Source organism: Brucella tritici, assembly GCF_008932295.1.
Lineage (GTDB): Bacteria > Pseudomonadota > Alphaproteobacteria > Rhizobiales > Rhizobiaceae > Brucella > Brucella tritici.
Genome location: NZ_WBWA01000012.1, coordinates 124,934 through 134,689, shown reverse-complemented (window position 1 = coordinate 134,689; position 9,756 = coordinate 124,934). Strand labels below are relative to the sequence as shown.

Sequence of the window (9,756 nt, the reverse complement as noted above, 5' to 3'; positions counted from 1 at the left end):
ACGAACGAAAGTTCACGCCCCGATGGGCTCAACCGCTTTGCAGCAGCCATTGCGGTGTTGCATTCACCACAATGACATAGAGGCCGGAACGAAGTTTAACGTTCCGGCCTCAAATGTATAAGCCCCGGCCTGATTGCTCAGGCCGGGGCTTTTGAAACTCTACTATGCCGTTAGCGAATGATCGGGCAGCCGCGTACATTGGCGAATACAACACCGGCAGGACGGCCGTGACGGAAGCCGCGAACCTGAACCGACTTGCCACGATAGACGACACGCGCGTTGCGGATACCCATGCGGTTAGCCTTCATCTTGGCACCTTCCACAGAGCAGGCAGGACCGCGATAAACCGGACGGCCATGGCGATAGTCTCTGTAGTCGACATTCACGATGGCGGAGCTTGCCTGCGTGCTGATGGCTGGAGCAACAATCGGCGATGCGGCGCTGGCCGAAGCTGCCGTCGTGAAGATGGCGGCAACACCAAGAGCGGCGGTTACGACGAACGACTTGAGCGAAATAGCAGACATCTTTGAACCTCTTTCAATTTGTTTTCAGGTCTTGCCTGAGACACCCGAGAAGTAGCGCCCGAAAGATGAACAGAATGAAAAACTCACGTTCATGTGCCATTCAGCTTCCTGTGAAGCTGAGGGAAAGCCCGACACACATCCTCTATAAATTTAATAAATTCAATATGTTATGAGAGAACAAAGTTCGCGCTACGATATTTGAAGCACAGATTAAATTTACGCAATGTTTGAAAAACGCAAGCGAGCCATCAGCGATGGCCCGGCATCGCCATATGATCCAGATAATCATCGTCATCTTCCAGATCGTGATCGAAAGCCGTCACCTTGCCGCGAACGGAAACACCTGCCTCGTGCACCGTTTCGGGTGAACCTGAAACCAGCGGATGCCACCAATAGAGGTCCGAACCTTCTGCAACCAGACGATAGGCACAGGTGACAGGCAGCCAATCCACTTCGTCAACGATTTCCGGTGTCAGAAAAACGCAGTCCGGCACCGTCTTCTTGCGATTCGGATAATCACGGCACTGGCAGCTATCCGGGTTGAGCAGCGTGCAGGCAACGCTGGTCCAGTAAATCTCGTTTGTGTCGTCATCCTGCAATTTATGCAGGCAGCATTGGCCGCAACCGTCACACAGGCTCTCCCACTCGCTGCGGGTGAGCTGATTCAAGGTCTTGGTGCGCCAGAATGGTTTGTCGTTCATGATGCAGCGTATAATGGAATTATGTCGGGAATGGCGTGGACAAATCGCCGCCGTTTCAGAACACTTGATATTCAATCCTTATCGGGTTATTAGACCCAAGTCATCATCATGACCGTAAGCGTCTTACGTTAGGCAACGCATCAATCTCGCCGGGAACGGCAATTCACATTGATGTTTCGTTGCGCCTTCCCCGCATAATATTCAGGAATACAGATGTCTCAGTTTGAATGCGCACGCCGCAGGAAGCTGCCCGCACGCTATGCATCCATCGTGATGCCGTTCATCCTATCGATCATGATGACGTTCATTGTGTCGTTGATTGCAACCGCCAAGAGCCTTGGCGTTACCCATCCCCATCTCGCATCGAGCTGGATGACGGCATGGGCTCTTTCGTGGGTGGTCGCTTTTCCGGTTCTCCTCGCCATTCTGCCCCTCGTACGCAGAATGGTCGCCATGGTGTGCGACCCGCATTAACCTCTAAACAGCAAAAGCCGCGCATTTTGCATGCGCGGCTTTTTCAATTCTCTTGCGGACGGTTCAGCGGAAAATAGCTTCGCCCTGTTCATCCACAATCTGCCGGCCCTTGTTCAGCGAAATGCTGGCGGCATCTTCGATGCCGGGGCAACGGTCGGCACGAACGAAGCGATATTCCTTCACTTCGCCATCGATCGTCTTGGAAATGACGCCGCAGACCTGATATTGCCCGCCCTCGCTATAGGGCGTGGCAATGATCAGAAAGTCCTTGTGCTCAAGGCGACCAGCCTCTTTCGGCTCTGCCGGTGTCTCGGAGGCAGAGCCCCCACCGAAAAGACGCTTCAAAAAAGACATATCGCCTCCCCTTCCCATATGTTTTTATTCAGTTCAGCTATCCAAGCCCTAGCTATCGAGGAACGAACGCAGCTTACGCGAACGGCTCGGATGCTTCAGCTTGCGCAGCGCCTTGGCTTCGATCTGGCGGATACGTTCGCGGGTAACCGAGAACTGCTGGCCGACTTCTTCCAGCGTGTGATCGGTGTTCATGCCGATGCCGAAGCGCATACGCAGAACACGTTCTTCACGCGGCGTCAGCGAAGCCAGAACACGGGTCGTCGTATCGCGCAGATTGGCCTGAATGGCGGCATCGATTGGCAGAAGCGCGTTCTTGTCCTCGATGAAATCGCCCAGATGTGAATCTTCCTCGTCGCCAACCGGCGTTTCGAGCGAGATCGGCTCCTTGGCGATCTTCAGCACCTTGCGCACTTTTTCGAGCGGCATGGCGAGCTTTTCAGCCAGTTCTTCCGGCGTCGGCTCACGACCGATTTCATGCAGCATCTGGCGCGACGTACGAACGATCTTGTTGATCGTTTCGATCATATGCACCGGAATACGGATGGTGCGCGCCTGATCGGCAATCGAACGGGTGATTGCCTGACGAATCCACCAGGTCGCATAGGTCGAGAACTTGTAACCGCGGCGATACTCGAACTTGTCGACAGCCTTCATCAGGCCGATATTGCCTTCCTGAATGAGATCGAGGAACTGCAGACCACGGTTCGTGTACTTCTTGGCAATCGAGATGACGAGGCGAAGATTGGCTTCGACCATTTCCTTCTTGGCGATGGTCGCTTCGCGTTCGCCCTTCTGCACCTGATTGACGATACGGCGGAATTCGCCGATGGAAATCGCGGTTTCGGTCGCCAGCATCTGGATTTCAGAACGCAGACGGTCGATGGCGCGCTCTTCCTTGGCTGCGAATTCCTTCCAGCCACGGGCTGAAAGCGTGCTGACGCGCTCCACCCACTTCGGGTCCAGCTCGTGGCCCTGATATTCCTTCAGGAATTCCTCACGACGTACGCCGAAGGATTCTGCCAGACGCAGCAGCTTGCCTTCGTTCTGCACCAGACGCTTGTTGATGTCGTAAAGCTGTTCGACGAGCTGTTCGATACGGTTCTGGTTCAGCGACAGCGACTTCACTGCCTTGATGAGCTGATCTTTCAGTTCCTTGTAGCGACGCTCCTGGCTCGACGACAGTTCGCCGGTCGCGGCCAGACGGCCCTCGACCTGCTGGTCCTGCAGCTTGCGCAGTTTCTTGTAAGTGTCGGCGATAAGGTCGAGCGTTTCCATGACCTGAGGACGCAGTTCGGCTTCCATGGCCGCCAGCGACAGGTTGGCTTCGTCCTCGTCCTCTTCTTCCTCTTCCGCGGGCATGTCGCCGCCGACATTGGTAATGTCGTCGTCATCACGCGAGCGGCGCTGAGGCTTGTCATCGCGCGGCTTTTCCTCTTCCACGCGCTCGATCACCGGGGCCTGCTTGGCTTCCGGACCGGCATAGGTGGTTTCGAGGTCGATGATTTCGCGCAGCAGAATGTTGGAATCGTTCAACTGGTCGCGCCAGATGATGATCGCCTGAAAGGTGAGCGGGCTTTCACAAAGCCCGGCGATCATCGTTTCACGACCAGCCTCGATGCGCTTTGCAATCGCAATTTCGCCTTCACGCGACAGAAGCTCGACGGAACCCATTTCGCGCAGATACATGCGCACCGGATCGTCGGTACGGTCGGTCGGCTCTTTCTTGGTCGTGGTGGTGGCAACAGCCGTACCGCCAGACTCAACCAGATCGCCGCCCTCTTCCGAGTCGTCGTCGTTGTTCTCTTCGCGGTCGTTGTCCTGCTCGTCATCTTCAACGACGTTGATGCCCATATCGGAAAGCATCGACATCGTGTCTTCGATCTGCTCGGATGTCACTTCCTCGGAAGGCAGCACGGCATTCAGCTCGTCCATAGTGACGTAGCCGCGCTTCTTCGCGAGTTTGATCATCTTCTTGACAGCATCGTCAGAAAGGTCGAGAAGCGGACCGTCGGCAGCACCTTCGCGCTCGACTTCGGCTTCTTCGTTTTCCTTAACCTTCGTTGCCATATGTTCTTCTCCAGGCGACCCCGGTCGCTTCTAAGATATATAGAGTTCTCGGACAGTTTTGCGAGGCCGCAATCCGTCAGTTGGTTCTGCGAGTAGCCGATTTCCTCTTAATGGCGGATTAACCTTGCCATCGGTATCGGGCTTCTTCATCTCCGATTTCTTGTGGGCAGATCGGGCGGTCAACCAGACATTGCCTTTTAACCGGGCCTTTTCCCGGCCATGTTTCGGCCCGGACCCAGCTTGCCGCCCTGCAGCATCGGATATCACCGGTTTCTGTTCTTTTCCTTGTTCGAACTGTCGTGATTCCGTCATTTACGCCATACGTCAAGAGCGACTCACCTGATTCGCGCTTAAAAAGCGAATCATTTTGTTGTCGCAGCCTCTTCGCGGGCCAGATAGAGCACGTTTTCCGGATCGCAACCCCGCATTTCCGGCTTTTCTCGCATGACTGATTCGGAAATCCGAATCAGAAACCGCCGGGCGGACGCCCTGAAGACAGGCCAAAACCGTCGATCAGAGCTTCAGTCGCATCAGCTTTCAAAATCTGATTTTGTATATCTCTGAGACGCGCAAACAATTCGCCCGTCTCGTCTGTTTCAAGCGCAGCCTCAACGGCTCGCAGTTCCTTATGTAGTGTGCGCGCACGCTGATGCAAGTGAAGCGCCTGTCGAAGGGCTTCGCGTGCATCGTCTTCTGCGGCCAGAGCTGTCGCAGTCCAGAGTTTCGCGCCCTTTACCACGAGTTCGAGCATTTCAATCTGCTCGCCATGACCGGCATTGACGAGTGCGTGCCGCATGGCGTGGCCATCTTCCATGTGACCGGCAGCCAGCACATCCAGCATGGCCAGATGCAGCGACTTGAGCGCTTCATGTCCCAGATCAAGTGCGGCCAGGGTCTCGAAATCCTCTTCGATCAGTCGCGGATGATTGAGAAGCGTCAGCACAATTGCTGTTTCGCGCAAGGGAGCGTGAGATCCGGCGCCCGGCCTGCCGCCCTTGACCAGCGTGGAGCGTACCAGACTGTCGGAAATCGCAAGACGACCATTGCCGCCAGCAGGTCCGCCGCGTCCACGCCCGCCATCATTCCTGCGGTTGAAAGACGAATTGCGCTGTCCGCCGCCTTGATAGCCTTGGCGCCCCTGATGACGGCCCTGCCCGAAAAAGGCCTGTGCCCGGTCGCGCATATCCTGACTGTAGTGGCGCCGAATATCCTCATTCGCGATGCGGCTGGTAATTTCGCGCAAGCGTGCTTCCAGTTCGGCCCGCCGTTCGGGCGTATCGAACACACCGCCCGTCGTCTCCCGCGTCCACACCATATCGACCAGCGGTCTGGCGTCATGCAGGACCGCATGAAATGCGGCTGGACCTTCCGCCTTGACCAGATCGTCCGGGTCCTGCCCTTCCGGCAATAGCGCAAAGCGCAACGATTTGCCCGGCTGCAAGGCAGGCAATCCGAGATCGACGGCACGATATGCGGCACGAAGCCCCGCCCCGTCGCCATCAAAACACAGAACGGGTTCAGGGCTGATGCGCCAGAGAAGTTCGAGCTGTTCTTCCGTCAGTGCCGTGCCAAGCGGGGCCACCACCTGATGGATACCTGCCTGCGCCAGCGCAATCACATCCATATAGCCTTCAACGGCAATGATGGATTTGGCGGATTCACCCCCTTGCGGCTGGCAGGCCTTGCGTGCCCGCAATCCGTTATAGAGGACCCGTCCCTTGTGAAAGAGTTCGGTTTCCGGCGAGTTCAGATATTTGGCCGGAGCATCGGCAGAGAGCGCACGCCCGCCGAAAGCAATAATACGCCCGCGCAAATCCTCGATCGGGAACATGACGCGATCGCGAAAGCGGTCGTAGGAAACGGCAATGCCCTCGCCATGCACGACAAGGCCACACGCCTCGATCTGCTCGCGCGACACGCCTTTGCCAGCCAGAAACTCCTTCAAGGCATTGCGCGATTCCGGCGCATAGCCAATGCGGAACGCCTGCTGCGTCGCGGTCGAAAGTCCGCGATCCCGCAGATAGGCGCGCGCCTTGGCGCCGACGCCACTTTGCAACTGATTTTCAAAAAACTGCGCGGCCAGTTCCATCACATCGTAGAGCGTAGCGCGCTGTGCCTCGCGCTTTTCCATTTCCGGATCGCGCGCGGGCATCGGAACGCCCGCCATATCGGCAACGCGCTCCACCGCTTCAGGGAAACTCAAGCCTTCAAGATCGGTCAGAAACTTGAAGTGATCGCCGGTTACGCCGCAGCCGAAACAATGATAGCGGCCCTTGCGATCTTCACAGTGGAAGCTTGGCGTCTTCTCGCCATGGAATGGGCAGCACGCCCAGAAATCACCCTTGGGCGGATTGCTTTTCTTGCGGTCGAACGAAGCACGCGTTCCTATCAGCGTCGAGATCGGGACGCGGTCTCTGATCTCATCGAGAAAGGAGGGTGGAAAACGCATTACAGATTTCACTTTCAGTTCGTTCGGCAGTCCGTTCGGGCAGTTCGTTCGGGCAGGCAGGTGATAGTCTATAGCCTATATAGGCTCGCCCGTTCTGACAGTCCATCGCACGCGCATGTCCCTCCCCGCTAATCACATGTCGCTGCCAAACAAGCGAACTGTCACAAAACTGTCATATATCCGTCATGACGCTGCGGGAATGGATTGCTTTTAGTTGCGAACAAGCCCATATCTCTTGGAGAATTGATTAGCCGGAACATATTTTTTCTTCATTTGTTGCGTTAGCTTAATCACAAATGTCCACCTCCAACCCGAAGGGATTTTGCCGTGAATGGTTCTTTGGTCCTTTTGCACCTGGCCGGCGCTGTCGCCCTCTTGCTCTGGGCAACCCGCATGGTTCGGACCGGGGTGGAGCGTGCCTATGGCGACCGGCTGCGCAGACGCCTGCGCAACCAGATGCAGAACCCGCTGCTTTCCGTCGCCTTTGGCCTTGCCCTTGCTGTCGCCCTGCAAAGCTCGACAGCGGTTACGCTTCTCGTCGGTTCATTTGTCGGTTCAGGTTTTGTCAGCGGTGTCGCAGGTCTCATGGCCGTGCGCGGCGGTGAGCTTGGCTCCGCCCTCGTCGTCAAGATCCTGAGCTACGACCTCACCCTTCTGGTGCCGCTCTGCCTTGTCATCGGCACTGGCATCTTCATGACCACCGAGCGCCGCGACTGGCGCCAGATCGGCCGCATTCTGGTCGGCATCGGCCTGCTCATCATGTCGCTGGAAATGACCGGACAGGCCACCGAGCCGCTGCGGCAAAGCGAATTGCTGCCGGTCATCGTCGACTATCTGTCAGGCGATCCGATCACGGCCTATCTGCTTGCCGCCCTCATGACATGGCTGTTTCATTCGAGCGTTGCCGCCGTCATCCTGCTGACCACCTTTGCCTCGCGCGGGCTGATCCATCCAGAGCTTGCCGTGGTGATGGTTCTCGGCGTCAATCTGGGTTCGTCGATCATCGCCCCGATCCTGACCCGCCATGCCCCACCGGAAACCCGTGTCGTGCCGCTCGGCAATCTCTTGATGCGCGGCGCCGGATCATTGGTCATGCTGGTGCTTTACCAGACCTTCAAACCGTCGGTCGCCTTTCTCGGCACCGATCCGGTTTCGCAGGTGGTCAATGCGCATATCCTGTTCAATGTCATCGTGATGATTGCCGGCATTCCGCTTTCCGGCCTCGTGCTGCGCGCAACCGAGGCACTGGTCAATCTCAATGCGGACAAAAACGCCCCGGCTTCGCAGCAGCCGATCGAGATCGAGCAATATAGCGCGCTCGATACCGCCGTGCTCGACCGACCCTCGCAGGCGCTTGCCAATGCAACCCGCGAAGTGGTCGGCGTCTGCGACACGATCGAAGTCATGCTGCGGCGGATCATCGAGCTTTATGAAAAGCCCGATCAGGTGCGGATCGATGAACTCGAAGCCCTCGATGACCGCGTAGACAAGCGCCATGCCGCGATCAAGCTCTATCTGACCAAGCTTGCAACCCATGAGCTCAGCGATTTCGAGTCGCTGCGCATGCAGGAATTGCTGGGTGCATGCGTGAAGCTTGAGCAGGTCGGCGACATCATCGTGCGCAACATGCTGGCGCATGTTCAAAAGAAGATGGATCACAAACTGGAATTCACCGAGGAAGGCTGGAAGGAACTCAGCCATTTCCACGCCATGGTTCTGGCCAATGCGCATATGGCATTCAATGTGATCGTCTCACGCGATGGCCGCACGGCCCGTCAGCTAGTGCAGGAAAAAGACCAGCTGCGTGAACTGGAAAAGCAGACGAGCATGCGCCATTTCAGCCGCCTGCGCGAGGGCGCCACCCGCAGCATCGAGACAAGCAGCATCCATCTCGATACCATCCGCGATCTCAAGCAGATCAACTCGCTGCTCGCCTCGATGGCCTATCCCGTCCTCGAAGAACAGGGCCTCCTCAGCGATACGCGGCTCAAGACCGTCAAGCAGAGCTGAAATCAGACCATGCGGCGGCGGGTACACACCCGTTGCCGCATGACTTTGAATATCAAAAGGAAATATCCGCAGCAGGACGAACCCGCACACGGGCATTTCCAGCCTTGAAGCCATTCAGTGTTTCGTTGTGATGCGCAACGATATCCGCAAATTTCAGGCTGGCAGTGTCGCCCGTGGTATGCGCGTCCCCAATCAGAGTGACGTCATAACCGAGAGAAACGGCGCGCCGGACAGTCGTGTCGATGCAATATTGCGTCTGGCAACCACCGACGACGAGATGCGAAATATCCAGCTTTTGCAAAAGAGCCTGAAGGTCCGTCTCATGGAAAGAGTCGCAACTCCGCTTTTCAACGAGAACATCTCCCGGTCTTAAAGCAAGTTCTTCGCGGATTTCCCAACCGGCTATGCCTCTTTCAAGCTCGTCGCCTGGACCGCCATCATGCTGCACCATGATGACCGGAATGCCGGCCTGACGCGCTTTCTCCTGGAGATCACGCAGTCTGATGACAATCTCATCGAGGGCATGGTCGATAGCGGGCTGCCGTTCCGGCGTGCCCGTCCCCGCCACGATGTCGTTTTGAACGTCTATGACAAGCAAAGCTGTTTTCATCGGTTCACATCCGGTCATCGACTAATCCTTGTCATGCATAGCACAAGAAAAAGCCCCCGCCAGAGCGGGGGCTAAACAAAACAAAGGCGCTTATGCCTCACGCTTTCACTGCAGAAGCGATTTCACGATGGCGCTGGCCTTGGTGAAATCCATCTTGCCTGCATAGCGCTCTTTAAGAACAGCCATGCACTTGCCCATGTCGCGCAGGCCCTGGGCGCCGATTTCGGCAATCACATCCGCACAGGCCTGTTTGACTTCATCCTCGGTCATCTGCTGCGGCAGAAACTCGGAAATGATCGTGATTTCCTCGCGCTCGGCTTCTGCGAGCTCAAGTCGGCTGCCTTCTTCATAGATACGGGCAGATTCTTCGCGCTGCTTGACCATCTTGCCGAGAATGCCCAGCAATTCTTCATCCCCGACCGGGTCCTTGCCAGCGGTACGGTTGGCGATATCTCGGTCCTTTACCGCAGCCAGGATCAAACGCAGCGTCGACATGCGACGCTTCTCCTGTGCTTTCAGCGCGGTCGTGAGGGCCTGGGAAATCTCCTGGCGAAGCATAACGTCTCT

Annotated in this window: 9 protein-coding genes; 2 read left to right on the top strand and 7 right to left on the bottom strand. The window is 56.7% G+C overall.

The window, feature by feature from the left end; translation table 11 throughout:
- Positions 1–170: 170 nt before the first annotated feature.
- Both F9K91_RS14270 and F9K91_RS14265 read right to left on the bottom strand, forming a co-directional pair.
- On the bottom strand, positions 171–524 hold the full coding sequence (locus tag F9K91_RS14270) for an antifreeze protein (protein ID WP_151678024.1): 354 nt from the start codon (positions 522–524) through the stop codon (positions 171–173).
- 248 nt (positions 525–772) lie between these two features.
- Complete coding sequence (locus F9K91_RS14265) at positions 773–1,225, bottom strand: YcgN family cysteine cluster protein (protein ID WP_151558222.1); 453 nt, start codon at positions 1,223–1,225, stop codon at positions 773–775.
- 213 nt (positions 1,226–1,438) lie between these two features.
- On the opposite strand from F9K91_RS14265, the gene F9K91_RS14260 reads away from it, so the two are divergent.
- Positions 1,439–1,699 carry a DUF2798 domain-containing protein gene (locus F9K91_RS14260; protein ID WP_151558224.1) on the top strand — a complete coding sequence of 87 codons (261 nt, stop codon included), beginning with the start codon at positions 1,439–1,441 and terminating at the stop codon, positions 1,697–1,699.
- A gap of 63 nt (positions 1,700–1,762) precedes the next feature.
- Here the strand turns inward: F9K91_RS14260 and F9K91_RS14255 are convergent, their stop codons facing one another.
- The 3 genes from F9K91_RS14255 to dnaG all read right to left on the bottom strand — a co-directional run bounded on the left by F9K91_RS14255 (position 1,763) and on the right by dnaG (position 6,569).
- Positions 1,763–2,053, bottom strand: coding sequence for an HlyU family transcriptional regulator (locus F9K91_RS14255; RefSeq protein WP_010659675.1), 291 nt, complete (start codon positions 2,051–2,053; stop codon positions 1,763–1,765).
- A gap of 48 nt (positions 2,054–2,101) precedes the next feature.
- Positions 2,102–4,120 carry an RNA polymerase sigma factor RpoD gene (gene rpoD, locus F9K91_RS14250; protein ID WP_010659674.1) on the bottom strand — a complete coding sequence of 673 codons (2,019 nt, stop codon included), beginning with the start codon at positions 4,118–4,120 and terminating at the stop codon, positions 2,102–2,104.
- A gap of 466 nt (positions 4,121–4,586) precedes the next feature.
- The gene (gene dnaG, locus F9K91_RS14245; RefSeq protein WP_151678023.1) at positions 4,587–6,569 is read right to left on the bottom strand and encodes a DNA primase; all 1,983 of its coding nucleotides are present in this window, start codon (positions 6,567–6,569) and stop codon (positions 4,587–4,589) included.
- 327 nt (positions 6,570–6,896) lie between these two features.
- On the opposite strand from dnaG, the gene F9K91_RS14240 reads away from it, so the two are divergent.
- Positions 6,897–8,579, top strand: a complete 1,683-nt coding sequence (locus F9K91_RS14240) for a Na/Pi cotransporter family protein (RefSeq protein WP_151558229.1) — start codon at positions 6,897–6,899, stop codon at positions 8,577–8,579.
- 52 nt (positions 8,580–8,631) lie between these two features.
- On the opposite strand, the gene F9K91_RS14235 is transcribed toward F9K91_RS14240, so the two are convergent.
- The gene (locus F9K91_RS14235) at positions 8,632–9,189 is read right to left on the bottom strand and encodes a cysteine hydrolase family protein (protein ID WP_151558231.1); all 558 of its coding nucleotides are present in this window, start codon (positions 9,187–9,189) and stop codon (positions 8,632–8,634) included.
- A 105-nt stretch (positions 9,190–9,294) separates the two neighbouring features.
- Positions 9,295–9,747 (bottom strand): GatB/YqeY domain-containing protein, encoded by a 453-nt coding sequence (locus F9K91_RS14230; protein WP_012091702.1) that lies wholly within the window; start codon positions 9,745–9,747, stop codon positions 9,295–9,297.
- Positions 9,748–9,756 lie beyond the last annotated feature (9 nt).

Coding starts and splice junctions, on each gene's coding strand:
- F9K91_RS14255 (WP_010659675.1), bottom strand. CDS start 2,053: ATGTCTTTTTTGAAGCGTCTTTTCGGTGGGGGCTCTGCCTCCGAGACA.
- F9K91_RS14235 (WP_151558231.1), bottom strand. CDS start 9,189: ATGAAAACAGCTTTGCTTGTCATAGACGTTCAAAACGACATCGTGGCG.
- F9K91_RS14230 (WP_012091702.1), bottom strand. CDS start 9,747: ATGCTTCGCCAGGAGATTTCCCAGGCCCTCACGACCGCGCTGAAAGCA.
- rpoD (WP_010659674.1), bottom strand. CDS start 4,120: ATGGCAACGAAGGTTAAGGAAAACGAAGAAGCCGAAGTCGAGCGCGAA.
- F9K91_RS14260 (WP_151558224.1), top strand. CDS start 1,439: ATGTCTCAGTTTGAATGCGCACGCCGCAGGAAGCTGCCCGCACGCTAT.
- F9K91_RS14265 (WP_151558222.1), bottom strand. CDS start 1,225: ATGAACGACAAACCATTCTGGCGCACCAAGACCTTGAATCAGCTCACC.
- dnaG (WP_151678023.1), bottom strand. CDS start 6,569: ATGCGTTTTCCACCCTCCTTTCTCGATGAGATCAGAGACCGCGTCCCG.
- F9K91_RS14270 (WP_151678024.1), bottom strand. CDS start 524: ATGTCTGCTATTTCGCTCAAGTCGTTCGTCGTAACCGCCGCTCTTGGT.